At 60.0% G+C, this 26,048-nt stretch carries 23 protein-coding genes and 1 pseudogene; 3 read left to right on the top strand and 21 right to left on the bottom strand.

The genetic code is table 11. From position 1 onward, the window contains the following. Positions 1-39: 39 nt before the first annotated feature. The 11 genes from ACMDCR_RS24025 to ACMDCR_RS23975 form a co-directional block, all read right to left on the bottom strand. Positions 40-1,563 (bottom strand): sugar ABC transporter ATP-binding protein, encoded by a 1,524-nt coding sequence (locus tag ACMDCR_RS24025; RefSeq protein WP_413989047.1) that lies wholly within the window; start codon positions 1,561-1,563, stop codon positions 40-42. Then, on the bottom strand, positions 1,560-2,594 hold the full coding sequence (locus tag ACMDCR_RS24020; protein ID WP_413989046.1) for a sugar ABC transporter substrate-binding protein: 1,035 nt from the start codon (positions 2,592-2,594) through the stop codon (positions 1,560-1,562). The genes ACMDCR_RS24025 and ACMDCR_RS24020 overlap by 4 nt, the downstream gene beginning before the upstream one ends. Before the next feature lie 68 nt (positions 2,595-2,662). Further along, complete coding sequence (locus ACMDCR_RS24015; RefSeq protein ID WP_413989045.1) at positions 2,663-3,661, bottom strand: ABC transporter permease; 999 nt, start codon at positions 3,659-3,661, stop codon at positions 2,663-2,665. Positions 3,662-3,694: 33 nt separating this feature from the next. Then, positions 3,695-4,528 carry an amidohydrolase family protein gene (locus ACMDCR_RS24010; protein WP_413989044.1) on the bottom strand — a complete coding sequence of 278 codons (834 nt, stop codon included), beginning with the start codon at positions 4,526-4,528 and terminating at the stop codon, positions 3,695-3,697. Between the two features lie 17 nt (positions 4,529-4,545). Beyond that, positions 4,546-5,349, bottom strand: a complete 804-nt coding sequence (locus ACMDCR_RS24005; protein ID WP_413989043.1) for an SDR family NAD(P)-dependent oxidoreductase — start codon at positions 5,347-5,349, stop codon at positions 4,546-4,548. Between the two features lie 49 nt (positions 5,350-5,398). After that, entirely contained in the window at positions 5,399-6,514 is a 1,116-nt protein-coding gene (locus tag ACMDCR_RS24000) for a mandelate racemase/muconate lactonizing enzyme family protein (RefSeq protein WP_413989042.1), read from the bottom strand. Between the two features lie 32 nt (positions 6,515-6,546). Continuing rightward, positions 6,547-7,425, bottom strand: coding sequence for a substrate-binding domain-containing protein (locus ACMDCR_RS23995; protein WP_413989041.1), 879 nt, complete (start codon positions 7,423-7,425; stop codon positions 6,547-6,549). Positions 7,426-7,502: 77 nt separating this feature from the next. Next, positions 7,503-8,507 carry a sugar ABC transporter substrate-binding protein gene (locus ACMDCR_RS23990; RefSeq protein WP_413989040.1) on the bottom strand — a complete coding sequence of 335 codons (1,005 nt, stop codon included), beginning with the start codon at positions 8,505-8,507 and terminating at the stop codon, positions 7,503-7,505. Positions 8,508-8,571: 64 nt separating this feature from the next. Further along, positions 8,572-9,576 carry an ABC transporter permease gene (locus ACMDCR_RS23985; protein ID WP_413989039.1) on the bottom strand — a complete coding sequence of 335 codons (1,005 nt, stop codon included), beginning with the start codon at positions 9,574-9,576 and terminating at the stop codon, positions 8,572-8,574. Continuing rightward, positions 9,573-11,081 carry a sugar ABC transporter ATP-binding protein gene (locus ACMDCR_RS23980; protein ID WP_413989038.1) on the bottom strand — a complete coding sequence of 503 codons (1,509 nt, stop codon included), beginning with the start codon at positions 11,079-11,081 and terminating at the stop codon, positions 9,573-9,575. The genes ACMDCR_RS23985 and ACMDCR_RS23980 overlap by 4 nt, the downstream gene beginning before the upstream one ends. Positions 11,082-11,085: 4 nt before the next feature. Further along, entirely contained in the window at positions 11,086-11,949 is an 864-nt protein-coding gene (locus ACMDCR_RS23975; protein WP_413989037.1) for an ABC transporter permease, read from the bottom strand. Positions 11,950-12,246: 297 nt separating this feature from the next. On the opposite strand from ACMDCR_RS23975, the gene ACMDCR_RS23970 reads away from it, so the two are divergent. Then, positions 12,247-13,014: a FadR/GntR family transcriptional regulator gene (locus ACMDCR_RS23970; RefSeq protein WP_413989036.1), complete on the top strand. Its 768-nt coding sequence runs from the start codon at positions 12,247-12,249 to the stop codon at positions 13,012-13,014. 193 nt (positions 13,015-13,207) lie between these two features. Here ACMDCR_RS23970 and ACMDCR_RS23965 read toward each other — a convergent pair. The 7 genes and pseudogenes from ACMDCR_RS23965 to ACMDCR_RS23935 form a co-directional block, all read right to left on the bottom strand. Further along, a pseudogene (locus tag ACMDCR_RS23965) lies at positions 13,208-13,468 on the bottom strand (DDE-type integrase/transposase/recombinase); the annotation flags it as partial. A 140-nt stretch (positions 13,469-13,608) separates the two neighbouring features. After that, positions 13,609-14,595 (bottom strand): sugar ABC transporter substrate-binding protein, encoded by a 987-nt coding sequence (locus ACMDCR_RS23960; protein WP_413989035.1) that lies wholly within the window; start codon positions 14,593-14,595, stop codon positions 13,609-13,611. Between the two features lie 56 nt (positions 14,596-14,651). Beyond that, entirely contained in the window at positions 14,652-15,623 is a 972-nt protein-coding gene (locus ACMDCR_RS23955; protein ID WP_413989034.1) for an ABC transporter permease, read from the bottom strand. Further along, positions 15,620-17,137, bottom strand: a complete 1,518-nt coding sequence (locus tag ACMDCR_RS23950) for a sugar ABC transporter ATP-binding protein (RefSeq protein WP_413989033.1) — start codon at positions 17,135-17,137, stop codon at positions 15,620-15,622. Before ACMDCR_RS23950 ends, ACMDCR_RS23955 begins: the two co-directional genes overlap by 4 nt. Continuing rightward, entirely contained in the window at positions 17,134-18,102 is a 969-nt protein-coding gene (locus ACMDCR_RS23945; RefSeq protein WP_413989032.1) for an ABC transporter permease, read from the bottom strand. Before ACMDCR_RS23945 ends, ACMDCR_RS23950 begins: the two co-directional genes overlap by 4 nt. A 159-nt stretch (positions 18,103-18,261) precedes the next feature. Next, positions 18,262-19,053 (bottom strand): SDR family NAD(P)-dependent oxidoreductase, encoded by a 792-nt coding sequence (locus ACMDCR_RS23940; protein WP_413989031.1) that lies wholly within the window; start codon positions 19,051-19,053, stop codon positions 18,262-18,264. Then, on the bottom strand, positions 19,050-20,078 hold the full coding sequence (locus tag ACMDCR_RS23935) for a LacI family DNA-binding transcriptional regulator (RefSeq protein ID WP_413989030.1): 1,029 nt from the start codon (positions 20,076-20,078) through the stop codon (positions 19,050-19,052). Before ACMDCR_RS23935 ends, ACMDCR_RS23940 begins: the two co-directional genes overlap by 4 nt. A gap of 427 nt (positions 20,079-20,505) precedes the next feature. Here ACMDCR_RS23935 and ACMDCR_RS23930 point away from each other — a divergent pair, with 427 nt between their 5' ends. Continuing rightward, positions 20,506-20,841: a hypothetical protein gene (locus ACMDCR_RS23930; RefSeq protein ID WP_413989029.1), complete on the top strand. Its 336-nt coding sequence runs from the start codon at positions 20,506-20,508 to the stop codon at positions 20,839-20,841. A gap of 108 nt (positions 20,842-20,949) precedes the next feature. Here the strand turns inward: ACMDCR_RS23930 and ACMDCR_RS23925 are convergent, their stop codons facing one another. Both ACMDCR_RS23925 and ACMDCR_RS23920 read right to left on the bottom strand, forming a co-directional pair. Next, the gene (locus ACMDCR_RS23925; protein WP_413989028.1) at positions 20,950-21,102 is read right to left on the bottom strand and encodes a LysR family transcriptional regulator; all 153 of its coding nucleotides are present in this window, start codon (positions 21,100-21,102) and stop codon (positions 20,950-20,952) included. 164 nt (positions 21,103-21,266) lie between these two features. Further along, positions 21,267-21,929 carry a class I SAM-dependent methyltransferase gene (locus ACMDCR_RS23920; RefSeq protein ID WP_413989027.1) on the bottom strand — a complete coding sequence of 221 codons (663 nt, stop codon included), beginning with the start codon at positions 21,927-21,929 and terminating at the stop codon, positions 21,267-21,269. Between the two features lie 1,195 nt (positions 21,930-23,124). Here ACMDCR_RS23920 and ACMDCR_RS23915 point away from each other — a divergent pair. Next, positions 23,125-24,495, top strand: a complete 1,371-nt coding sequence (locus ACMDCR_RS23915; protein WP_413989026.1) for a porin — start codon at positions 23,125-23,127, stop codon at positions 24,493-24,495. A 592-nt stretch (positions 24,496-25,087) separates the two neighbouring features. Here the strand turns inward: ACMDCR_RS23915 and ACMDCR_RS23910 are convergent. Beyond that, complete coding sequence (locus ACMDCR_RS23910) at positions 25,088-25,804, bottom strand: nitroreductase (RefSeq protein ID WP_413989025.1); 717 nt, start codon at positions 25,802-25,804, stop codon at positions 25,088-25,090. Positions 25,805-26,048: the final 244 nt, after the last annotated feature.

The raw sequence follows: 26,048 nt of genomic DNA, 5'->3' as shown, positions 1-26,048 counted from the left end.
CCGTCTTGCCCATGCCCTCTTCAGAGGTCATTGAGGCGCTCAGTTTGTACCGGAACGGGGTCGGTCCTCGGAGGCAATCGATGCCAGTGTCAGCAACGTATGCTTATCAAGGCTCGAACTCGGCACGTCCGCGACCAAGCGCCCGCCGCGCATGCAGATGATCCGGTCGGCAATATCGAGCAGCTCTTCCAGGTCCGAAGAGGTCAGACAGATCGCCATGCCCTCATCCGCGAGTTCGCGGACCAATTGATGGATCGCGGCCTTCGCCTTGACATCGACACCGCGAGTGAAATCGCTCAGGAGCAAAATCTTTGGACGCAGGTCAAGGCAGCGGCCAAGCAGGATCCGTTGCTGGTTGCCGCCGGACAAGCGTCCCGCGAACTCACGAAGGGCACTGATGCGTACGCCGACCTCTGTCATGCGTGCGGATGCCTCCCGCTCCATCCTTGCGCGGTTGAGCCATCGGAAGGCCGGCATGCGGAAAACCGAGGCCGTGTTGATGTTGAAGGCCGTGCTGCTGTCGAGCCACAGGCCGCTTTTCTTGCGATCAGGCGGCATAAAGACTACGCCACGGCTGATGGCCTCACCCGGATGGCGGAAGTGGACCTGCGCGCCTTCGACTTCGATTTGTCCTTCGATGCGTTCGACACCACCCAGAATTTCCAGCACCGTCGAGACACCTGAGCCTTCCAGTCCAGCGAGACCGACGATTTCGCCGGCGCGCAACGAAAGATCGATCGACGACAGACCCGCGGACGATCCCTTGACCGCCATAATCACTTTGCCAGGTGGCACGACCCTGCGAACAGGCCTCAGGGCCTCGGCAGCCTCGCCGACCATGGCGCGGGTGATCGCGGGAATATCGACTTCGGCCGTACGCCAGCTTCCCGCAACACGGCCATCCCGGAGTACCGTGATGCCGTCCGTGATGGCAAAGACTTCGTCGAGACGATGCGAGACGAAAATGACTGCCGCGTCTTCCGCCACGATGGAACGGATCGCCGAAAACAGGCCCTGGGCTTCGGGCAGCGATAGCGCCGATGTCGGTTCGTCGAGGACAAGCACGCGGCCGCCGGAACAAAGAGCCCGAGCGATCTCCACCAACTGGCGATGGGAAAGCGGAAGCTCGTCGACACGCCGCCGCAGATCGAGCGCCGCACCAACACGGTCGAGCGTCGCCTCCACCTTGCGTCGGCGGGCGCGGGCGTTGACCAAGCTGAACGGCGCGGCGGGCAATGAGCCGGCGAAGATGTTTTCTTCCACCGTCCGATCCGGAAAGAGCATTAGTTCTTGATGGACCACCGAGAGGCCGGCCTGCCGGGCAGCAGAGAGAGAACCTGGAGCAATCGCGCGCCCGACAATATTCACGCTCCCACTCTCTGGATGGATGGCGCCCGACAGGACGCCGATCAACGTCGACTTCCCGGCGCCATTGGCACCGAGAAGCCCGTGCACCTCACCGGCCTTCACTTCGAGGGAGACGTCGTTCAATGCACGGAATTCACCGAACTGCTTGCTGATGTTTCGTGCGCTGAGCAGCGTGGCGCCAGGGTTGCCGATCATCCGCGGAACCGTTCTTCACGGATCAGATATTGGTCGACATTGTCCTTGGTGACGATTTCGTTGGCGAGATAGAAATTGCCGCCCGGCAGATCGAGCTTGGGCGCGCCAAGGACGACGCGCTGGTAGGCGTAGGTGATCGGCAGGTAGCCCTGGAGATAAGGCTGCTGTCCGATCGTCGCATCGATGTAGCCATCCTTGATCAGCTGCAGCGTCTGATAGAGCAGGTCGGTGCCGACGATGGGGATATTCTTGCCCTGGTTCTTGCGCACCAGGCCGGCAGCGGCGGTGTCGGGGCCACAGAGCGGCATCATCGCCGCCAGATCCGGATGAGCCTTCAAGATATCCTGGATGGTACCGAGTTCGCTCGCCATGTCGGCGGGATTGGTGTTGTAGACGCCGACGGCCTCCATGCCACCCTGTTGCACGCCCTGCTTGGCACCCTGGACACGAAGGTCGAGGGCCAGCGATCCCGGCGCGCAATTGGTCATGGCGACCTTGCCCTTGCCGCCGGCGAGCTTGGCGATCAACTCGCCCTGCGCGACCGCGGCGGCGACGAGGTCTTGGCCGAAATACAGTTCCCGGCCACTCTTGGGCGTATCATTGTTGGCGGTGAGGACAAGCACGCCCGCCTTCATCGCCTTTTTGATCGGTGCAATCCAGGCATCGGGCTCGAATGCCACGACCACGATCGCCTGAAATCCGGTGTTTACCAGTTGCTCGAATTGAGCGATCTGGTTGATGGTGTTGCCATCGGGAACACCGCCCCATTGCATCTCGATGCCGAGCTGCGCGCCTGCATCCTCTGCACCGGCCTTGACGGGCGCAAAGTACGGGTTGGTGGTACCGGCACAGGACACCGCCATCTTGATTGGCTTGCCATAGAATTTGTTGACCCAGCTCTTCCAGTCGTCGCCCTGTTGCGCCAATGCCGGCGTCCCGATCGCCGCTGCGGTGCCCATCGCACCGGCGAGCCCCAAAAGCTTGCCGAATTGGCGCCGGTCGAAGCTGTTCGATTGATCGTGCTCAGTCATGTCACCCTCCTCCTGATCGGCCCGTGGGGTGGGCCTGTCTTGTTTGGCTTTGTCGATGGCGTATCTCGTCAGCGTGGGTTGACGCCTTCCCGTGTCGTCAGCCAGGTCAGCGCCATCGCTGCGATCAATACCAATCCCGAGACGCCCTGCGACCAGTTCGGCGAGATGCCCCAGAGCACGATCAGGTTCTGGATGACCCCAATGACGCAAAGGCCCAGCAGCACACCAAGGATCGAGCCGCGGCCGCCGCTCAGCTTGACGCCGCCGATGATCGTGGCGGCAAGAACGGAAAGCTCGTAGCCGGTACCGCCGGTCGGGCCCGCCGTCTGCAGATAGGCGACGGCGCAAACGCCGGATATGGCCGCCATCACTCCGGAAAAGGCGAGCAGCAGGATGCGCGTTCGCTCGACGCGAAAGCCGATCAGATGGGCCGCGTGTGGGTTGCTGCCGATGGCCAGCAGCCGGAAGCCGGAGGACGTCCAGCGCAGCATGATCTCGACGATCGCGGCCAAGGCGAGGAACAGCATCGTGATATAGGAAACCTGGCCGACGCCGCCCTGTCCGAACCAGTCGAAGAAAGCGGGAATATCCGGCAGGCCACCCACCGGCGAGCCATTGGCGAGCACGAGCGCCAGTGCCCGATAGATGCCGAGCGTTGCCAGCGTGATGACCACGACGGGGACCTTGATGAGCTCGGCGACGATGCCGTTGATGAGGCCGCAGACCAGGCCGACCGCCAAGCCTGCGGCAATCGCGGCGACAACAGGATAGTCGGATTTGAGCAGTAACGCGGTGACGATCGATGAAAGTCCGAATACCGAGCCAACCGAAATGTCGATCTCGCCGGCCATTAAGGTCAATCCGACACCGATGCTCAGAAAGCCAAGGAAAGTGACGTTCTGCAGGATGCCGGTCAGATTGCTGAGGGTGAGAAAATAGGGACTGCTGAACGCCCCCACGACGAAGAACAGCAGCACGGCGAGTGCTATGCCGAGTTCGTCAAAGGCGAGGCTGGCGATACCGCGCCGCTTGGGGCCCGCCGCCCCCCGATCCTGCGAAGGTGCCATCGTCAAATCCGATTTCCTTGTCCAGGCGGTGTGTCAGAGGCCATAGAAACGCCCGCCATTATCGGCCCAGATCTTCTGCTGATCGGCTCGGGTCAGGTCGGCCAGGGCGCTGTCGAGCGTTGCGACCCAACGCCCGTAATCGGCGACAAGATTGACCACCGGCCAGTCGCTGCCGAAGACTAGCCTGTCGGGACCAAAGATGTCGATGATGGCTTCAAAGTAAGGCCTGAGCCGTTCGGGCGACCAATCCGGCCCATCTTCGGTCAGGATGCCCGAGATCTTGCAGTGGACGTGCTTCAGGTCGCGGAATTCTTCCATGTCACGCCGCCACGGTTCGAAAGCGCCGTCGCGAATCGCGGGCTTGGCCATGTGGTCGACGATCACCGGTAAGGTCGGATGGCGCTCGATGAACTTGACGGTGTTGAGGATGTGGCGCGGCTTGATGAGGGCATCAAAGCGCAGACCGAGGTCGAGCATCGCGGCGATGACCGGATCCAGTTCCCTCTTCAGGATCCAGTCATCCTCCGGCAGATCCTGGAGATAGGGCCGGATACCCTTGAGCTTGCGGAACCGGGCCCAGCCTCGCAGGTCATTCGCGGCGTTCTTGTCGAGCATATCGACCCAGGCGACGACGCCGCGGATGAAATCATGGGAGTCGGCCAGACCCAGCAGATAAGCCGTCTCATGGATCGAGGAGGCCGCCGACACCAGCACAATGCCCTCGACTTCGTTCGCCGCCATCAAGGGTTTGGCGTCGCGTGGGCCGTAATCGCCGTAGAGCACCTTGAGGTCGGGCGACATCCAGAGCGAGTAATACGACTCCATTGCCAGGGTCCAGAAATGCATGTGGCAGTCGATGCGCCGCATGGTCGCCTCCAAACGGATTAAAAGATGCGAAGGCCTGCAAGCAGGCCACCATCCGCGGTGAATTGGGACCCGGTACAGAAGCCGGAACGGGGGCTGGCCAGGAAGGCGGCCAGTTCGGCGATCTCCCAGGCCTCACCGAGCCGCTGCAGCGGCACCGGGCGCGCGAAGATCTTGTACATCTCCTCCACGCTCTTACCCTCGCCATTGCCCCTGGCGAAATGCTCCTGCATCGGCGTGATGATCGAGCCGGGGCAGATCGTATTGGCCCGGATCTTGTGCTTGGCGAGATCAACCGCGAGCGTGTGGGTGAAGGTGACAATGGCGCCCTTGGTGGTCGCATAGGCGCAGACATTGGGGGTGTTCGAGGTCGCCTGGACCGATGACACCGTGATGATCGAACCGCCGCCGCGTTCGATCAGATGCGGCACGCCGTAATGGCAGGTCAGGTACATCGACTTGACGTTGACGGCGAAGGCCCGGTCCCAGGTCGCCTCGTCGGTCTCGACGACGTCGCCGAGGGGATGAATGGCGGCCGAGCACATCAGGATGTCGAGCGCGCCGAACTGGGTGACCGTGCCGACGATCGCCGAGCGGACGAAGTCGGCCTGGCTGGCATCGCCATGGAAACCGATCACCTTGCGCTTGCCATCAGCCGAAAGTTGGTCAGCGATGGCAAGCGTGTCCTCCGCGTGACCAATGATGGTGACGTTCGCGCCGCGGTCGGCCAGCAGCGTTGCGGACGCAAGGCCAATGCCGGAGCTACCGCCCACGACGAAGGCGGTCCTGCCTTCGAATTCTCGATCAATCGATGGTAACTTCATGTGGATCTCATAGGTTTTTTGCACGCTCGCCGGCGACGCGGCGTGGTTCTCAGCACGGCCTGGAATAGGCGGCGATGGCGTCTTTGGTGAGCGTGCAGCCGGCGCCCGGCATTTGCGGGCGGACATAATGGCCATCCTCGATGCGGATGGGCTCGGCAAAGCAGTCCTTGATCCAGGGAATATATTCCAGCATCGGGGTCGCCGGATGCCAGTAGGAGAGATGGACATGCACCTGGCCCATGTCGCCGACATGCGCCACCACCGGCAATCGGCTCGAATGGGCGGTATGGGCGACCTGGATGTATTCGGTGATGCCGGCGAGGCGGGTTACGTCGGGCTGGACATAGTGGACGGCGCCCGAGGCGATGAAGGCGTTGAAGGCCTCCGCCGTGTAGAGCTGCTCCCCCAGGGCGATCGGTATCCAGGTCGAGCGCGCCAGTGCGACGTGAGAGGCAATGTCGTCATACCACATCGGCTCCTCGAACCAGAAGATGTCCAGGGCTTCGGCTTGGGCGCAGAAGCGCTGGCAGGTCGGCAGATCCCATTTGCCGTTGCCGTCGATTGCGATGGTGACACTAGACCCCACGGCGTTGCGAACCGCCTCGATGCGGCCGATGTCGATCATCGGATCGGCATGACCGACCTTGAGCTTGAGGCGCCGGAAGCCCTCATGCTCGACGGAGCGCAGGCTTCCCTCGACCAGCCTGTCCTTGGGGATGGAGAGCCAACCGATATCGGTGTTGTAGGCCTCGAGCCTGTCAACCGTGGCGCCGCCGAGCAACTTCCACAACGGCAAGCCCGCCCGCTTGGCGCGCAGATCCCACAGCGCAATGTCGATGGCCGCCAGGGCGATATGGGTCACGCCGGCCCGGCCGACCCACTGCACGGCCGGATAGCGCGCCAATTTTGCCCAGAGCCGATCGCCGTCTTGCGCGTCTTCCCCGATCAGCATCGACGCATAGCATTCCGAGATGCAGGAGGTGATGAGCCGATCGGAGGGCAGATGGGCATGCGTGCCGGTGAAACCGTAGCCCTCCAGCCCATCTTCGGTGACGATCTTGGTGCCGACGACACCCCAATGGCTGATGGTGTGGGTGGAGTCCGAGATGGAATCTGTGTTGAGCGGAGCGTGCAGGATGAAAGGCTCGACCGATTTGATCTTCATGTCAGGTCTCAGACAACGTTCGAGAAGGGGGCTCAGCGAATGGACTGGCGGCTGAGGTGTCGAATGGCTTCGAGATTGGCGCGGTCGATGAACGCGGCGCCGGCGTCGAGAGAGGAGGGCAGCAGTCCGTAGCGTAGATAAAGCGCGAGCTGGACGACGGGATAGAAGCCCTGGGCATAGGGTTGCTGGTCGACGGTGCAGTCGATGTATCCCTCCGCCATGAGTTCGACGATACCCGGCGACAGGTCGAAGCCGGCGACATAGGGCTGGGCGGGCGCGAGGGATTTTGCCGCCAGGCCACACGCCTCGGTATCGGCCTGGCCGGTGCCGAGGAGCGCCTGCACCGGGAAGCGTGCGATCGCATCACGCAGCAGTTCGGCGCCTTTCTCAGGATTCTGGCCCGTGCACAGGCGCTGCCAGTTGATGGCTTGATACTGCAACCCGGCCTGGACGCCGGCCAGGCGCTCTTCCAGGGCGCTGACCCCCTCGTCATGGACGGTGATGATGACGTTGGCGCCTTTCGGAATCGCCGCAGCGGCGCGGCGGCCGAGCGCCTCGCCGGCGCTATGGAACTCCTGCGCGATCGAACTGAGATTGCCGCTCCTGCCCCTGGATGCGTCGATGTTGAAGGCGACGACCGGGATGGACTTGGTCCTGGCCTCGGCGATCACCGCGGTGAAGGCATCGGCGTCGCAGATGTTAAGACCGATGCCATCGACACCATCGGCGATAGCCTCGCGTGTCAGGCGGACGAGCTCGCCGGGATCGACGCCTGGCGTGCCAGCAAGATCCGCCGCGACATTCATGGCGCTGGCGGCGTCGTTCATGCCCTTGCGCACCACGGTGAAGAATTCCTCATTCACCGCTATGGTGAGCAGGCGCAATCTGAGTTTGGTCTGAGCTGAATTCATGGCTCCGCTCCGTTGCTTCTCAGGGGAACCCGGAAGAGGGCAGGCTTCTTCGGGGCCTCACACGAAGGGCGGGCTCGTCACTGGTCGTTATATTTTTTGGACCAGATGTTATCCATCGAGTTGATTGTCGCGGGCGTGCCGATGCGGCCGTTGACGAGGCAACCTTTGTCGCCACAGCCCGGATCTTCCCCCTTGGCGATGGCGATCAGGACGCGGTCGAGTTCGCGTGCATGGCCATAGGTGTCCCAAAGGGCGGAGTCGTCGAGATAGCCGCCTTCCATCGCCTTCACCGCTGACGGCATCAGCCCGACCGAGGCGATCCACACATGATTGGGATCTCCCTGGGGCTTCCAGCGACCGATCTTGTCCAGGGCCGATTTCACCGCCGACAGGGCAAAGTCACTGGCGACGAACAGGCAATTGGCTTCCGGATGTGCCTTGAAGGCATTGGTCGTGCCGGAGAGAAACAGTTCCGGATTCCATTCGGTTGGAACCTGCATCAGGTTTTCGACGACGCCACTATCCTTGGTGACGTCATTCCAGGCCTTGGAGAAGTTGACCGCATTGGTATCGACCTGCGACCCCAGCAGTTCGACGCACTTGGCCTTGGCGTCGTGCTTCTTGAGGTCGTCGACCAGGGCGGTTGCCGCGAGCTTGGCATGGGCATAGCTGTCGGCGCCGACATGCGCAGTGGGCTTGATGGTGGAGGATTCCCGGTCGAAGGTTACGAAGGGAATGTCGGCGGCCTTGGCCGCCCGGATCGAAGCGCCGATCGCGGTGCCATCCTTGGCGCGTGCAACGATGACGTCGACGCCCTGGTTGATCAGATCCTCGATGTTGGAGGCCTGCTGAGCCGGATCGTTGTTGGCAACGTTGATGATCCACTTGAAGTGAACCCCCGCCGCGTCGCCCATCGTGACGCTCTCGGACTGGAAATAATCCTCCCAGGCCTGGACCAGCGTGTCCTTGGTGTCCCAGGACAGGCCGACGACGAAATCCTTCGCCAGGGCTGCGCTGGAGCAAAAGAGTGAGGCGGTCAGGATGGCCGCTGCTGCGAGGCCGGTGCGCTTTCTTGAAAACATGATGGTCTCCCTTGTTCTGGTGCGAGCGGGCGTGTCTTCACGCCTCTTGTCTTGGGTTGATCGGTCAGGTTCTTTCCAGGATCGAGCCGGGCTTCCTGAGCGAAGGCTTGAGAGCGTCCGCATACATGGCGACGAAGATGACGGTGCCGCTGACCAACCTGTAGGCATAGGGATTGGCGCCCAGATGGTTGAGGCCGTTGCGGATCATCTCGAAGGCGAGGGCGCCAAGGATCACGCCCTGCAGGATCGAACCGCGGCCGCCGAACAGGCTGATGCCGCCGACCACGACGGCTGCCACCGCATTGAATTCGAGCCCGATGCCCATGTAGGCGGTCACCGAACCGATCTGCAGCGTGCTCATCAACCCACCAACGCTGGCGAGAAAGCCACACAGGACGAAGTTGCGGAAGACGAGGCGACGAACGGGTAGGCCGATGCGCTGAGCAAGTTCCGCGCCATTGCCGATGGCGGTGATGTGGCGTCCGAAGGTCGTCGAGCGGTGCAGCAGGTGCATGGCGATGACGATCGCCAGCGCCAGAAAAACGTCGATGGGGATGGAGGCGATGCTGAGGTCGTTGACCCGCAGGACCCCATCGGGCAGATCGATGGTGCGCGCCGCGGTGAGTTGCAGGGCCGCGCCACGGAAGGCGATCATGGTGCCGAGCGTGGCGATGAGCGGGTTGACGCCCATGATCACCACGATGAAGCCGTTGATCGCGCCGAGCAGTGCCCCCACGGCCAATATGGCCAGGCAGGCCAGCAGCGGGTTGACGCCGTAGCGCACCATCAGGATCGCGCCGACGGTCGAAGACAGGAAGGCCGCCGACCCCACGGAGATATCGAGCTGGCCGGCGATCACCACCAAAGCGAGCCCACTGGCGATGACCATGAGAGGCGACATCGCATGGACGAGGGAGATCAGGTTGCTAATCTCGTGGAAATGCTGGGTCGCCAGGCTGAAGAACACAAAGATGGCGAGGATGACGACGTGAAAGCCGTAGCGTCGCGCAAGATGACGCAGGCGCGCCGATCCGGTCGTAGGGCTTGCTGGAGTGCCGGTTCTCGTCATGATGCCAATGCCTCCAGCGGTGCTTTCCCGGATACGGCATCGACCAATTGCGACTTGGAGCTGGAGCCGGATAGTTCCTCGACGATCCGTCCGCGCGACATCACCAGATAGCGGTCGCACACGCGCATGAGTTCTTCGATTTCGGAGCTGATCATCAGGATCGAGACGCCTGAGCGGGCAAGCTCGATCGCTAGCTTGAGGATCTCGTTCTTGGCGCCGACGTCGAGCCCGCGCGTCGGCTCGTCGAGGATGAAGAGCCGGGGTCCGGTCGCCAGCCAGCGGCCGAACACCACCTTCTGCTGGTTGCCGCCGCTCAAGGTGCTGACGCGCTGAGCGGGGCTGGAAACCTTGATGCCCAGCCGCTCGATCAAATCCTTGGCCAAGTTCTGCTCACGACGGCGATCGATCATGAAGAAGCGATTGAGCAGGGTGCCCAGGCTGGCGAGCGATAGGTTCTGACGCACCGATTGGGGTAGGAGCAGCCCTTCACCGCGGCGATCCTCGGTCACCAGTCCGACCTGGCCATGGAGTTGCACGGGTGTGACGGTTTTGAGCCCGCCGCCGGCATCGAAGCGCAGTTCGCCGGCGTCGATCGGATCGAGCCCCGTTATGGCGCGAACAAGCTCGGTGCGCCCGGAGCCCAGAAGGCCCCACAGACCGACGATCTCGCCCTCGCGAATTTGAAGACTCACATCTGCCAGTACTCCCTCGCGATTGAGGCCGGATACCGTCAAGAGGGATTTGTTGCTGGCAGAGCGCGACTCGGACAGGCGCTCCTGCGAATGGTTTTGCCCCAGCATCATGTGGACGATCTCGAGGGGCGTGACCTCGCCCATCGTCCTGGTGCCGACCGTTGCGCCGTTGCGAAGCACGGTGACGCGCTCGCAAATCTCGAAAATCTCATCGAGAAAATGCGTCACATAGATGATCACCACACCTTGCTGCTTGAGCGAAAGGATCACCTCGAAGAGCTTGCGCTTTTCGCGGCTCGTCAGCGACGAAGTCGGTTCGTCGAAAATGAGAATCTTCGGCTCACGCGCCAGGGCGCCGGCGATCTCGACCATCTGCCGATCGCCCATGCTGAGGTTTTCGGCCGTCTCATCGACACTGAAGGGGCAGTTGAGCCGTTCAAGGAGGGCCGCCGCACGGTGGCGCATGGCCTTCCCGTCGATCAATCCGGCCCTGATCGGGAATTTGGAGATCAGGATATTCTCGGCCACCGTCATGGACGGCACGACGTTCAGCTCCTGCTGGACAAAGGCGATGCCGTGGGCCCTGGCGTCACGCGGCGAGTTGATCTCGATCGGGGAGCCGTCGATCGAGATGGTGCCGGCGTCCATCCGGGTGATGCCCCCGAGCACATTCATCAGGGTGCTCTTGCCGGCTCCATTGGCTCCCATCAGTGCCAAGGCTTGCCCACGAAAAGCCTCCAGGTGGACACCGTTCAGGGCCTGTACACCGGGAAAAGCCTTAGTGACGCCGTCGAGAATGAGATCAGCGGCCATGTTCTCACCTCGCCTTGGCGTAGTTGTCGGCGAAGATGAAGAGGACGATCACCGCGCCCTTGATCATCAGGCTGAAATAGTAGGAAACGCCGAGCATGTTCAGGGCATTGCTGATCAGCGTGATCAGGATTGCCCCGATGATCGCCCCGAGCGGGCGCCCGACGCCGCCATAGATGCTGATGCCGCCAACGACGCAGGCGCTGATGGTGTCGAGAACCACGCCGTCGCTGCCCATCGCGGCGGAGGCCGAGCCGAGGCGAGCGGTCAGGAGCACGGCGGTCAGCCCAGCCATCAGGCCGGCAAAGGCGTAGCTTGCGCACATGACGACCTGGATCGGCACCCGCGCCACGCGGGCCGCTTCGCGGTTGATCCCGACCGCATAGAGCCATCGACCATAGATCGTGGCTGACATGATCGCGGTCGCGATCGTGCCGCACACGATGAGCACGGCGACGGAAACGGGGATCCGATACAGGCTCGCCAGGAACACATCGTAGAAAGCGTCGGAATTGACGGCGACGCTCACCGAATTGGTCGCCCAGATTGTCACGCCGGTGACCACGGTGAGCATGGCCAGCGTCACCACGAAGGGAATCATGCGCAGATAGGCGACGGCGAAGCCATTCAGCAGGCCGATCGCGATCCCCGAAACGATCATCACCAGGGTGCCGAGAAGGGGATTGAATCCAGCCGCCATACACATCGCGCCGAGGACGGCCGCCAGTGCCATGTTGGCCGGCATCGAAAGATCGATACCGCCACCGATCATCACGAAGGCCATGCCGATGGCGAGAATGCCCAACGTCGACGCCTGGACTATGATGTTGATCGTGTTTTGGATCTTGAAGAAATTCGGGGCAAACAGCATCAGAACAACGACAATCGTGCCCAGCAATGCGCAAAGCAAAAGCGATCGCATACTTATGAATGATTGCCCGACGACAATTTGCACTGCGTTCCACTCGCTAGATGATCTCAGCAGATCGGTTCTCTTGGTCCCAAGGTGCTGTCAGCATCCCAGTCCAGGGTCAATTTTGTTAATTGGTCCAGCCACTGGACATTTGGACTAATAGGCCGCTTTGCAAACCACGTCAACATCGATATGTTGGTCCGTCGGCACCGACATGATCCGGCTGTCGATGCACCCGTCACCCTCGAAGGCACCATGAAAAGATTGCCCCAATCCCGTCTGGCGTTTCCCGAGAAAGCCGCGGAGGCCCGCTTGCCCCAGCTCGAGCCGGTCCGCCTTTATCGCCAGATCGCCGATCTGATCAGCGACAGGATCGATCAAGGTCTTTTCCCAATCGGGACCCTCCTGCCGGCCGAACGCGAATTGGCACAACAGCTTGGAGTCAGCAGGACTTCGGTGCGAGAGGCGCTGATCGCTCTGGAGGTCAGCGGCAAGGTCTCGATCCGTGTCGGCCATGGAGTGCAGATTCTTGAAGCGATGCCGCAACCGGATCCCGCCGGCCTCGCCGCTGGGATGGAAGAGTGGGATATCGGTCCAATCCAGCTGATGGAGGCACGTCTTCACGTCGAACTCAAAACAGCGGGGCTTGCAGCGGCAAACCGGACCGCAGCCAATCTCCAACGGATGCACGAGGCGATGGAGCTGCAGGCAGACGCGGAATCGGTGAGGGCACCGCACTACCGCAATGGCGATCGCAACTTTCATGTCGAGATCGCGAAGGCCGGCGGTAACGCCGCTTATGCCTTCGTGGTTGCGTCATTGTGGGACAATCTTTCCCGGCCGCTGTTCGACAAGTTCGAGGAACTGTTCGCAGGTCCCGACCGGCCCACAAAGACAATGCAAGAGCATCATCGAATTTTCGATGCGATAGCAGACCGGGACGAAGAGGGTGCACGGGCTGCGATGAAAAACCACCTCGATGCGGTGTTGTTTGCCTTCTCACGAGGCCTTGGAGACGAATAGGAGTCTTCAGAGCTGCGGGTGTCGACGCGCGCTTGGTTACGGTCTCGTTCGACACCTGCTTAGGGCCGGGCGTTCCTGGAAATCGCGAGGCATTGTCACGGAACTCGTCGGAGCCGCGGCACGGGCAGACCAGCGGCCGATTTCACGTCGAGATCGCAGTCGAGGGACGCCGCTGCTGCAGAGCTGTGGCTCGTCATTGCTTCAGAGGTCCGGGAGAGACGAGGGGACGTTCGACGTTGAAAGTGTTGTGGACTGCAGCATGAGCGGACAGAAATCGTTGCGCTGATCCCGGGGATTTGAACCGCTGCATTGTACGCTCGCGTCGTCGGGTCGGCTGATGCCAATACTCGGCCCGATTGTTCTGGCGCCAACCTTGCTTGCACCGGACTGAAAGCCCACGTTCTCGCACAGCGGCACCATGGGACCGAAGCTGCTCGGTGATGATCACTTCCGGCCTTCATCCTGCCGGGCGCAGCTCTGGCCCGATATGTGCTGCCCGACTCGTTTCACTACCGCCTATATTCGGATTCGAATCGCCGTGGCTGCTGGCGCCAGCTGGGGCGACGCCAGCATTTTCCCGGAGCCGTTTCTGAGTTACTTGAAGTCTCGGGACCAGAGGTTCTGTGTGTCCTTGATGGTCGCAGGCGTGACGACCCGCCCCTTGGCAAGGCAACCGTCAGGACCGCATTTGGGATCTTCCTTTTTCGCAATGGCGATAATGACCCGTACCGCCTCCTTGGCCTGGAGGTAGGCATCCCAAGTCGTTGAGACGTCGATATAGCCATCCTCCATGGGCTTCACGGCAGCTGACAGCAGGTCATTGGTCGCGAGCCAGATGTGTTTGGGCTGCCCCGTCGGCGCCCAACGGTCTGACTTCTCGAGGGCGGCCTGAATGGAAGGGAAGGCGAAATCGCTGGCTGCGAAGACACAATTGGCTTCGGGCTTGGCCGTTAGGGCGTTGGTCAGGCCGGAGAGAAAAAGTTCCGGATTCCAATTGGTTGGAACCTGAATGATTGTTTCGTACTGGCCGGTCTGTTTGCCGACCTCGTTCCAGGCTTTGCTGCGATTGACGGCGTTGATATCGGTGAGCATGCCCTGGAGCTCGATGCATTTGCCGTGGACGCCTGCCTTCTTGAGTATCTCAGCGAAGGCTTCGCCGGTTGTCCTGGCCTGGTCGTAGCTGTCGCCGCCGACATGGGCGGTCGGCTTTCCGCTGGTGGAACCGCGATCGAAAGTGATGAAGGGAATGCCAGCGTCGTTCGCCGCCTTGATGGAGGTGCCGATGGCGCCTGAATCGAAGGCACGAGCGATGATGATATCCTCGCCGGCAGTGATTAGATCGTCGATGTTCGCGGCTTGACGGGCTGGATCAGCGTTGGCGACATTGATTGTCCACTGAATGTCGTAGCCGGCCGCCTTGCCTTGTTTCTCACCTTCCGACTTCAGGAAATACTCCCAGGCCGTTTCCAGCGAGGATTCCTTGGTGTCCAGGGAAAAGCCGACTTTCAGCGGTCCGGCGTGAGCGGCCGTGGCGCCGCCGAGCGCGGCGATAAGGCAGGCACTGATGATGTAACGTTTCATAATGTGGTTCCTCCGCTGTTATGTTGGTGATAGCTTGTGGTCTTCCGGCATGGATTCTAGGCGTCCGAGGCTCTCTTCCTGGAGAGCCCGCTGCTCTTCAACGCATCCGCATACATCGCTGCGAAGATCACGGCGCCGCCCACAAGCCGGTACGAATAGGGGTCGGCGTCGAGATTGGTGAGGCCGTTGCGGATCATCTCGAAGATGAACGCACCGGGGATAATGCCGAAAAGGATCGTGCCGCGGCCGCCGAGAAGACTGATGCCGCCAACGACGACCACCGCCAGGGCCGTGAATTCCAGGCCGCTTCCGAGAAACGGGCTGACGGCGCCGTTCTGCACAGTGGTCATGATGCCGCCAGCTGAAGCCAGTGTCCCCGAGAGGACGAAACTGAGGAAACCGGTCCGGTCCACGGGAAGCCCGACCTTGCGCGCAGCGACGATGTCATTACCCATGGCAACGAGCTGGCGCCCGAACGCTGTTCTGGCATGGAGCACATGTATCAGCGCCACGATGGCAAGCATGATGAAGATATCCGTCGGGACTGGACCGAGCCTGGCATTGCCGAGCACGCGGATGGGCTCCGGCAGTTGCAACAGCAGGGCATCCGTGAGAGCAAGGGCCATGCCCCGATAGATGATCATGGTGCCAAGCGTCGCGATCAGGGAGTTCACACCCAGCATGACGACGATCATGCCGTTGACGGCCCCGAGGAGCGCCCCAAAACAAATGACCAGAAGACCGGCGAGAAGGGGGTCCAGGCCATAACTCTGCATAGCCAGGGCGCCTATCGCGCATGACAGGAAAGCGGTCGAACCGATCGAGATGTCGAGCCTTCCAGTGATGACCACCAGAGCAAGGCCACAAGCCGTGGTCGCCAGAGGCGACATGGTGTGAAGAATGTTGAGTATGTTCCCGACCTCGAGGAAATGGGCGGTGGCCAGCGAAAAAAAGAGGAAGGTTGCGGACAGGACAATCAGGAAGCCGTGCCGTCTCAGGATGTCGAGGATCTTCTGGCTTGCGGTCATGATGCCACCTTTGCTTCCTCGCCGAGCATGGCGATGGACTGCATGAGGGCGTGCGTATCGGCTGAACCGGGCAACTGCCCGATAATCCGGCCACGGCTGATGATGAGATAGCGGTCGCAGACCCGCATCAGTTCTTCCAGTTCGGAGGAGACCAGGAGCACGCTGCACTGCTGCTCGGCCAGTTCGACGACTAGCCGCATGATTTCCGTCTTGGCGCTCACATCGAGGCCGCGAGTCGGCTCATCGAGCAGGAAGAGGCGGGGAGATGTCGCTAGCCAGCGTCCAAAGACGACCTTCTGCTGATTTCCCCCGCTCAGGGTTCCAACCCCCTGCTGGCGTCCAGAAACCTTGATGCGCAGGCGGCGGATCATGGAGTCGGCCAATGAATTCTGGCGCCCGCGATCGACCAGCTTCCAACGATTGAGCAGGGAGGACAAATTGGGCAGCGCAACATTTTCGGCGACCGAGAGGGGGAGATGGAGGCCTTCTCCCCGCCGGTCTTCGGTGACGATGCCGACATGGGCATGCAATTGCGCGGGCACGACCGGAACGGCGCCGTCGCCATTGTCCCAGCGCAAGGAGCCATCATCGATGGGATCGAGACCGATCAGTGCCCTTAGAAGTTCGGTACGCCCTGAGCCCAGGAGACCCCACAGGCCGACGATCTCGCCGGGGCGAATGTCGAAACTGACCGCATGCAGGACCCCTGCTCGACTCAACCCTTCCACCGATAGCAGGGGTGAGGATATTGAAGTTTTGGGGTGACGAATTCTTCCTTCATTTTCGGTCACGCCGAGCATCAGGTGGACGACCTTTGCCGGATCAACCTCCGACATTGACGAGGTCCAGGCCGTCTCGCCGTTCCGCATGACGGTCACGCGTTCGCAGACCGAGAAGATCTCGTCGAGGAAGTGCGTAATATAGATGATGACCACGCCATCCGATTTGAGGCCCCGAATGACGTCGAAAAGACGTTGGCGTTCCGGGGCTGTCAGAGACGATGTCGGCTCGTCGAAGATGATGATGCGGGCCCGGTGCCGCAGCGCCCTGGCGATCTCGACAAGCTGGCGGTCGCCGATGCTGAGTTGTTCCACGCGATCATGGGGCGATATGGCGGCTCCCAGACGTGCGAGCAGGGATTGCGATTGACGGGCCATCTCTCCCACGCTGGTAAGCGGGCCGGAAGAAGGCAGATCATCAATGAAGATGTTTTCCGCGACCGTCATGGTCGGGAACATCGTCAACTCCTGATGGACAAAAGTGATGCCATGAGAGGCCGCGTCCCGCGGGGATCGAAACGCGATTTCCCTACCATTGATGGAAATCTTGCCGCTGTCTGGAGAAAGCACTCCGCCGAGCACATTCATGAGTGTCGATTTGCCGGCGCCATTCGCTCCCATCAATGCCAGCGCTTCCCCGCTGCGAGCTTCGAGAAACGCGTTTCGCAGGGCAGCAGTGCCGGCAAAGGCCTTGGAAATCCCGTCCATGCGTAGGACGACCGGGCTTGCGGTCATTGCCGGGTCTCCTTGCGCCGATCGGCTGCGACGAAGCCGATGATGACCGCCCCCTTGATGACGAGGCTCAGATAGAAGGACACGCCGATGAGGTTCATTGCATTCGAGAGTACCGTGATCAGTATGGCACCCAGCAATGCGCCCCAGACGCGGCCTGAGCCGCCATAGATGCTGATTCCACCGAGCACGCAGGCAGAAACGATATCGAGAACCACGCCGTCATTGCCCATGTTGGCTGAAGCCGATCCAAGTCGGGCTGTGAGCAGCACGGCCGTCAGACCGGCCATGGTTCCGGCGAACACATAGCTTGCGAGAACAACATTCTTGATCGGAACGCGAGCGACCCGCGCAGCCCGATCGTTGATGCCGACCGCATAAGCCCAGCGCCCGATGATTGAGGAACGCATCAGCACGCTTACAACGATCGAAAGGATCGCCACATAGACCACGGTCAATGGCACTCGGAAGAGCGGGCGGGCATCGAAAAGCGCAACAAAGGCTGGCGGAAGCTGCGAGATGCTCAGCGAGTTGGTCAGCCAGACGGTGGCACCCGAGATGACTGTCATCATGGCCAGGGTCACCACGAATGGAATCATCCTGAGATAGGCGACGGCGCAGCCATTGATCAGACCGACGGCCATACCGGTCGCGATCATGATGGGGACGCCGATCGTCCAATCGCCCGTGACCTTCATATAGAAGGCACCGAATACGGCGCCCATAGCCATGTTGGCAGGCAAAGACAGATCGATACCGCCGACAATCATCACGACGGCCATGCCTATCGCCAGCAGCCCTAACAAGGACGACTGCAGCAGAACGTTCATCAGGTTGTTGTATCGAAAGAAGTTAGGTGCATAGAAACCAAGAATAATAAGGAGCACAGCCAGGACTGTGGCCGAGATCACCAATTGCCTCGACAACCCGAACCTTGCCGGCGCGGGGACGTCATCGATCGTGGTCATCGCCAGTCCTCCACGAGTGCGATAGCCGGCGCGTCTTCATGGAGACTCTCTCCTCCCTTCGAGCAGCCCTGAGTTCGAGTGCCCTCAATTATGAAACGTTACATCCGCGGCGATAAAGTAGTCAGGCTTGCTTTCGATAACCTGCGAGCGAAACCTTCTTCAGTCCGGCAGCGCTACACCCAGAGTCGCCATCAGGCCGCCGTCGACCTTGTACTCGGCTCCTGTGCAAAAGCTGGCTCGATCGCTGGCAAGGAAGGCGACGACCTCCGCTACTTCCTCAGGTCGTCCTACCCGCCCGAGGGGTTGAGCTTTGCCCCACCGCCGGATTATCTCCTCTTCACATCCCGGCGCTGTTTCGCTTGCCGAAAAGCGCGTCATGGGCGCATCGATACAGCCAGGGCAAACAGCGTTGGCGCGTATTCCCGAACCGCCGAAATCCACAGCCAACGATCGGGTGAGCGCCAGCATGCCCGCCTTCGAGGTTGCATATGCGGCAACACGAGTTTGGTTGGCGAGGGCCTGCACGGACGCGATGTTGACGATTGAGCCGCGATTTTGAGCCAGCATGTGCGGCAAAGCGTGATGGCAGGCGAGGTAGGCTCCGCGCAGATTGACCCCGATGACGCAATCCCATTCGGCCGGGCGCATGGTTGCTACCGTGCCGTAGGGCTGAACGGCGGCGTTATTGACGAGTGCGTCGATGGTACCGAGAACTTCGGCCGCTTGTTGCATGGCGGAGGCGACCTCCTCTTCCACACTGACGTCAGCAACAATCGCGGTCGCAACGTATCCCCGATCGCGCAGGTCTGCCTCGGCATCCTGTAACGTTTCAGCATTGTTGCCAAGCAGTACGACCGCTCCACCCCGTTCTGCCATCAAATGCGCACAAGCGAGACCGATCCCTCTGCCACCGCCCGTAATGACAATGCCCTTCCCGCTGAATTCCATCATGCCGACCCCACTTTCCGAATGGCCGCGGCGCGCGCGACGGTCGATTGGCGGATCATCAACTGGGCACCGGCGCGGACATGCCGGGTGGCAATCGGCCTTTTGCTGAGTTGGCCGAACATCAGCCGCCAAGCCTCGACCGCGATTTGATCGACCGGCTGCTGTATCGCGCTCACTGAAGGCTGCAGAAATTTCAGCCACTCGAAATCATCGAAGGCAAGCAGGGACATTTCGCCTGGAATGTTCAGCCGGCATTCAAGTTGTGCGCGTATAGCGCCAAGCGTGACCAGGTTGTTGGCCGTGAATAGGGCGGTGGGCCTCTCAGCCTCCCGAAAGAGGCTGGCAAGCGAGACTTGCGCCTCCTCCACGGTCATCCCGACGATTCTGACATCGGCCTTGGCATTCGCATCGCGCATCGCCTGCTCAAATCCCGCGATGCGTTCATGGGTATTCCACAGGCGAGGGGAGTTCGCTGCGAGGGCGATATGCCTGTGTCCCAGCGAGAGTAGATACTTGGTCCCCTGATAGGCTGCATCGACGTTGTCGGTTGCAACACTTGGGTAGGAGTCGTCTGCGGAGACACGATCGACGATGACGCACGGCATGTTGGATCCGACCACGGATTCCAGATTCCGGGAGCCGTCCAAAGCCGGTATGACGATCATCCCGTCAACCTGACGTTCACGCAACAGGTCGATACGAGCATGCGCTCGCTCGGCATTCTCCCCAGTAGTAACAATTATCACGGTATATCCACCCGAGGAGGCTAGATTTTCGAGTTTCTCCACGAGGGCAGCGTAAAAAGTATTGAGAATGTCGGGAATAATTATGCCAATTGTATGGGTTTGACGGCTCCGTAAGCTGGCCGCAATCTGATTGCGTTGATAGTTAAGCTTGCGGCAGGCAGCGAGTACCCTCTCCCGTAATTGCTCGGCCACAGTAACGTTGCCGTTCAGAACCTTGGACACCGTGCCAAGAGAAACGCCGGCTTCAAGCGCCACCTCATTCATCGTCGGTTTACCGTGCATGCTTTTTGTTCGCGCTCACCGAGATTATGAAACGTTATACGAGGTAGTTTGATGCCTTTCCGTGGAATGTCAATGGGGAGGCAAGCTTATGATTTACGTGAAAGCCTTCCAACCATGCTGTGCTCGATGTTCGCGATGTCGAGATATGCCGGACCGAAGTTGGCATCATTTCTTATGCCGGGCCGTCCGGTTGAACCGGCCTCTGACGGATTTAATTGCTTATGCAGCGGAATGAGGCCCCCATGCAGGGGCGTGGACCGACCGGCAATGCACACTTTGACCGCTTACAACTTAAGCGAATGATCCGAGCTGGGTTTGTGAGTAGCGCCGCCATAACCCCAACTTCCAACCGGCCTTATCGCACCGCGCCACTCTTAATATTTGCTTGGGGCTTCCCAGAGCCGCTGTCTAGGATCTGGAACGAGCCATGTGGCTCGATCCCTATTTCTTGCAATTGTATCTGCATCATCTTGGCGTCGCCCATACGGTTGCGGGCGACCGCGAAACCGCCGCCGCAATCCTACGCAAGCGGATCCTGCTCGTGCCGGAAAACGATATGAGCCGGGCTCATCTTGCCGCGGCCCTCGGCAATCTTGGTTATGCTGAGGAGGCGCGGCGCGTCTGGGGCGAACTGAAGGCGATCGATCCCCGATATTCGTTTGCCGATCGAGCCGGCAATTTGCCCTCCAAGAACCTGAAGGACTTCGAAGGAATATTAAAGGGACTTCGCAGGGCTGGGATACTCGACGGTCCCGATGTCTGATAATGAACTTTGCAGCTAAGTAGCCAAGTGCCCATTACGCCATACGTAACGGCGGCCAAACCTAGCCGGCGTGGCCCATTGCGTTTCCCTACACAAGCTTACCAACCTTTACTCGGCCAGGCGCTCCAATTCGGACAGATCGTGGCTGATGGCAGACTGGGTCACACCCAATCGCAGTCCGGCCCGCCGCACGCTGCCATCCTCCATCAGCGCGTCGAAGGTCCGGAGCAGATTCAGGTCGAGCGTTCTTACGTTAACCATACATGCGGCCATTATGAACAAGGCTCAATCGGCTGAAGATGCACAAGCGCTTCCTATTGGCGTTCCGGCCCCGAGCCCTTGCGAGCGCGTGAGCACCAAAAGTGACGAAGACCCAGTTCCTCCGAAACTGGGAAGACGCCTCAGTTGAAGTGCACGATGCGAGGTTAGAGCCGACGAATAGCCCATTGCAGCGCAGGAAATGTGCCAATCATTTCGAAGGCGCCCGTGCCGATTGCTTCACCAACCGCGACGGCTACCCCGCTGTGGGGATGGTCGAGAGCGTCGTGCCAATCATCACCGGCAACAATGCCTCCCGATTTTACTTTGCGCTTCAGCACGTTGAGTTCCTCGGCCGTGCCGTCGTAGGAGTGAGAAGAGTCCACATAGACCCAGTCGAGATGGTCGTCGGGAAGCCGCTCAAGAAACGGCACAGAATAGTCGACAAGCACGGACACGTTTGCACCTTGCGCATACTTTTCGATACGTCGCGAGGCTACACTGTGGGCGCGACTCGTCGATAATCTGCCGTTAGCAGTATAGATGCCCCAATCGGGATAGTACTTTCCGAAGATCAGCCACCAAGGGTCAACAAAATAGGCGGACTTAGGTTTGGCCCGCTCAAGCAGAATAGTCGAGAACAATCCCGTGAAAACGCCAAGCTCGGCGCCAATGCCACCCTTAGGAAGCAAATCGCAAAGGAATTGTCTGCCCTTCAATCGGTGATCAGACAGAAACTCAGTCTGAAGAAATCTCCAGTCGAAGGGAATGCAGCCGACCGCAAGAATATCTTGGGCATTTCCGATAAAGTGTTTTGTTAGAAAGCTCATGCGCGTTCCTATCGATACTCCACATTTGTATATAAATTGGGTGAGGAAGCCGAGCAAGCAGGCCTTCTGGGCGAAGGCAAACCCATACTCAATTACGCTTTCTTATCAATTTTAGGTACCGATTGTACGCGAGGAGTACTAGATTTCTGCTTGAGGGCGATTTACCTTGCGAAGCGACCTCGTATTTCCATTGAGTATGCCCGGGACGCATATTTGCTGAAGCCCATTCACTTTAGGTCGATTAATTTGGCGTGATGCAGGTCGAGTTATATTCACCTGAAGCTTTCGCGTCCGACGAGCTTGAGCTTCCAGATTTGGCCGTCGATCTGACTATTGGACCATGGCGGATGCGATTGCCGCCTAGCCGGCTTGCCATCGTGACTCGAGCCGCTGGCGACAATCCCGTCTATGCGCAAACATCCCAGTGAAATCCTTCCGCCGGACTTGATCGCGGCGCAGACAGGAAAGAGAGGGCCAATCATGAAGTGGGGTGCAACATTGCGCCCCGTAGCGCCGCTATCTTGTCCGCTGGGTCCGGAGGCTTGTAGAGGTGCTCTCTCATCCGAACTGCGGGTTTTTGTGCTCAGGGTCTATCTTAGGCGCGGATCTCTGCCGAGAAAATCTGCATCAGAGGAATAGCGGGAGCGGGGCGGATCAACCTCAGGCCAGACTCTAATCTGTGATGGAGGAAATTCTCAGTGGGAGGTCATCTGGCTCGATCGACACGCGACCTCCGCAACATATTGGCGCAGATCGCCACGAAGGGGGCCGCGTCACCTCAAGCCGCGCCAATTGTTGATATCCAGTTTGCGACAGAGCCGCTCGCAAGTACCTACTGGGCACCATTCAGCTCGTCTCAGTCCTTGTAACTTTCAACTCTCGACACGCTTTACGCTGAGCTGACGGGACATCGAAACCGCAACCTCGCATTGCCTGCTCGGCTCCTCTGGTCATGGAGGACGGCACCGCTGTCGTGAAGCCTGTGGCTTTTCTGTGACACCAAGGTGGCAAACCGAAGGGTGAATAGTTTACGCACCCTTCCATCGTTGCAGTCTCCCGGATTTTGGACAATGTAGTGCATGCAAGACACATGGAGTCTGCTTCAAAAGCACCAACTTAAACAGATTAAGATCTGTGTGTTTGGTGCGCTTGAAACACATAGTCTGTCACTGTAAACACACAACTGGAGGTTGAGTTGTTCAGGTCCGTTCTTCTTGGTGCTGCTGCGGCGTTGGCAGGTGTTGGCGTGGCATATGCTGCCGATCTTCCAATGGAGAAGGGCGAGGCCGTTGAATACGTGAAGGTCTGCTCAACGTTCGGTCCCGGCTTCTTCTATATTCCGGGCAGCGACACCTGCCTCAAGATCGGTGGCGAAATCCGCGCCGATTACCGCGCGTTCGGAGGCGACAGTGGCTATCGTGTCAACGGCGGCACCACAATCTCGGGAGCCGGTTTCAATAGAAACGATGATCGGTCGGCCTTCAATACTCAAGCTCGCATCTGGTTCGACGCGCGCACTCAGACCGATTACGGCCTGCTGCGCTCCTATTTCCAGATCGATGCCGACTCCCATCCGATTTCGGCTCAGGGCCGCGGCGGCACTTACAACGGCAACACCTTCACCGTCGACAAGGCCTTTATCCAGTTCGGCGGCCTAACGGCTGGTTACGCTCATTCGTTCTTTGGCTTCTACGACAACGAGTACGGCGACACCATCTGGGCTCCATACTATGCGGAAACCAATACCACCAACCTTGTCGCCTACACGGCCCAGTTCGGTAGCGGCTTCAGCGCCACGTTGTCGGTGGAGGACGGTCGCGATCATCGCGTGAACAGCCCGTTGGGCACGGCATACACATCCCTATCCGCAGGAGTTTCGGGAATTACGATTGGTTCGGTCCAAGGGGGACAGCAAGTTCCGGACGTTGTCGGCCAGTTGCGCTTCGACCAGAGCTGGGGCTCCCTCGCGGTTCAGGGCGCCTTGCATGAGAATCGTACGGCTGCAACATGGACCCTCACGGCAGGCGGCGCGACCGCGAGTATCAACTTGCCCAGCGATACCAAATGGGGCTACGCGATCGGCGGCACGGCATTGATCAAGTTGCCCTTCGTTGATGGCGGGCACTTTATTGTTGAAGGCCAATACGCGGATGGCGCCGCGGATTATCTCGGCGCCAACAACACGTTCTTCGGAACCTCTCCGGCGGATCTCTATCCAGTCACCCCGACGATTATCGGCGGCCTAGGCGCCATTGGTCGTTTTGACACGGACAAGGGCTGGTCGGTTGTGGCAGAGCTTGGCGGGAATATCACGCCCGTGCTGAATGCCAATCTCGTCGGCAGCTATATCGGTATGAAGTCTGATAACTGGCTCGGTATTGCAAGCTATCAGATCAAGGAATATTCGATCGCCGGCAATCTGACGTATACGATCGTCAAAGGCCTGACCGCCGGTGCTGAGGTCGCTTACACGCATGGCGAGTGGGACCTGAATGATGGGCCGGTGAAGTTCAGTCCAACTGTCAGTGCCTGGCAGGCTGGTATTCGATTGAAACGGACTTTCTAGGCCGAGATATCGCTATGGATCGAGGGCCCGCCTCAAGCTGGGACCTTCCATTCTTGCGGCTATCGGAGAATTGTCGCGACAGATCTTGCCTCTGTATGCTGAGGCCCCTGGGGAGCTTGGCTGGCTTTGAGAGGCAAGCGAGCGATGATAAACAGAATCCGTCATTGTCACGATTGGCGCGCCAGTGGCACACTCGGTGCGGACTGGCCAATTCGCGTAGCGATGTTCATTGTCAGTCCTTTATCGACCAAAATCGCCTATGCTGCGACCCTTGGTATAATGTCTTGGACCAGTCTCAAGGATCGAGTGTTGCGGGCCCCGCAACCACTTCCATCATACGTCGCTAACCGTGCTGATCTGACCATCAGGGCGGTTTTTGCGTCTATAGACTCGCATGTGTTTCAGTTGTCCCCATCTTCACGAGGTCGGCCTCGGCAAAGCCATACTGCCGACGATTGACAGGTCTGACCGGCCACTCTTCGTCCTGTCGGTAGGGGCCCACCGATCGTGGTTGAGCATCCCGGCACTGATTATTGCGGAATAGCGAACTTTGCATCCCACAAATCGACCTTCGCAGGGTAGGGGCATCGTTTCATACACCTAGCAACAAATCATCCCGCGCTGTTTGCGCCAATTGCTGCGGAGGCGTGTCGACGAACGTGACGGTCTCATTGAGCGGCGCCCGGCCCGTGCGGGTGAAACACTCTGTGATGTCCTCGTACCCGATCGACATGCCGCAGAACAGGATGAGCCCTTCGGGCGGTGACAGGATCTCCGCTACGGTCTTGCGATATACTGACCACGCCATCTGGGTGCAACTGTGCAACCCCTCGCCCCGCAGCAGCAGCATGATGGTCTGAAGATACATGCCGAGGTCGGCCCATTGGGGTAGACCCAGGTCGCGGTTGATATAGCAGAACAGGGCGGCAGGCGCACCGAAACAGTCCCAATTCGCGGAAGCAGCTCTCTGACTTGCCTCCCAGTCCCCGTCCTTAATGCCGAGTGCGCTGTAGCGTTCATGGCCGAAACGGGATCGGCGCTCGCGGTAAGGGGACTTCAGTTCGGCTGGGTACATCTCGTACTCCCGCTCGTCCCAGGGGTCGCGTGCGGCCACGCGTTTCCCGGCGCGCTTTTTGAGCTCGGCAAGCGGCGATCCCGTCACCACGTAGGTGTTCCAGGGCTGGAGGTTCGATCCGGACGGCGCCCAAGTCGCAGCGAACAGCACGCGCTCGAGCACCTCTTTCGGGATAGTGCGGTCGGTGAACTTGCGCACCGCCCGTCGGCTCGTGACCGCCTCATACACGTCCATGATATTTCACCTTCTTGTTGCCAAGTCCCCAGTAATCAAAAGGTAGCAATTCGAGATGGGCCGTCCCATTCTGCGCGGTGTTTGTTCGTGCAGGACATTTGGTTAGACGAAGTCATACCGATGGTTAGACCAAGCCATACCGACGTCGAGCATATCTGAATGCGGAGCGCCGCTACTTCGTTGTCAGTGATGTGGCTCGGGCGTATGTGTGCGGAAGACGGGCCGCCCGGTACTTGCGGCGGCC

The sequence above is a fragment of the Labrys okinawensis genome (genome assembly GCF_047345005.1).
Taxonomy (GTDB): domain Bacteria; phylum Pseudomonadota; class Alphaproteobacteria; order Rhizobiales; family Labraceae; genus Labrys; species Labrys okinawensis.
The sequence above is the reverse complement of the archived record's forward strand: the minus strand, read 5'-3'. Positions and strand labels throughout refer to the sequence as shown.